Origin of the sequence: Streptomyces niphimycinicus, from assembly GCF_018883605.1 — a bacterium.
In the GTDB taxonomy this organism is placed as follows: domain Bacteria; phylum Actinomycetota; class Actinomycetes; order Streptomycetales; family Streptomycetaceae; genus Streptomyces; species Streptomyces niphimycinicus.
Genome location: NZ_JAHLEM010000335.1, coordinates 1 through 515, shown reverse-complemented (window position 1 = coordinate 515; position 515 = coordinate 1). Strand labels below are relative to the sequence as shown.

The 515-nt window shown below is 64.3% G+C and carries 1 protein-coding gene; it reads right to left on the bottom strand.

Annotated features, from left to right (window positions below):
- On the bottom strand, positions 1–515 hold a 515-nt coding region (locus tag KN815_RS27655; RefSeq protein WP_443732332.1), incomplete at both ends, for a helix-hairpin-helix domain-containing protein.

Genomic DNA, 515 nt, shown 5'->3' with positions numbered 1-515 from the left:
TCGACGTCGAGGCCGAAGCCCGGCCCCTCGCCGTCCCCGCTGTCCCCGGCCATGCCGCCGAAGAGGTCGAACTGCCCCTCGGCCTCTTTGCGCTTGACCGCGACCACATTGTCGATCAGCGCCTCGTAGTGCGCCGTGAGCCCCTTGCGGGTGTGGCCCATCTCGTCGAAGGCGCCCGCCTTGATCAGCGATTCGGTGGTGCGCTTGTTGCACACGACCGCCTCGACCTTGTCCAGGTAGTCCGGGAACGAGCCGTACTTCCCCTTGGCCTTACGGCCGCGGATGATCGCTTCCACCACGTTCTGACCCACGTTCCGGACCGCCGTGAGACCGAAGAGGATCACATCATCACCCTGAGCGGTGAAGTTGGCCTCGGACTCATTGACGTTCGGCGGCAGCACCTTGATGCCCATACGACGGCACTCGTTCAGATAGACCGCCGACTTGTCCTTGTCGTCACGGACCGAGGTGAGCAGCGCCGCCATGTACTCGGCGGGGTAGTTGGCCTTGAGATA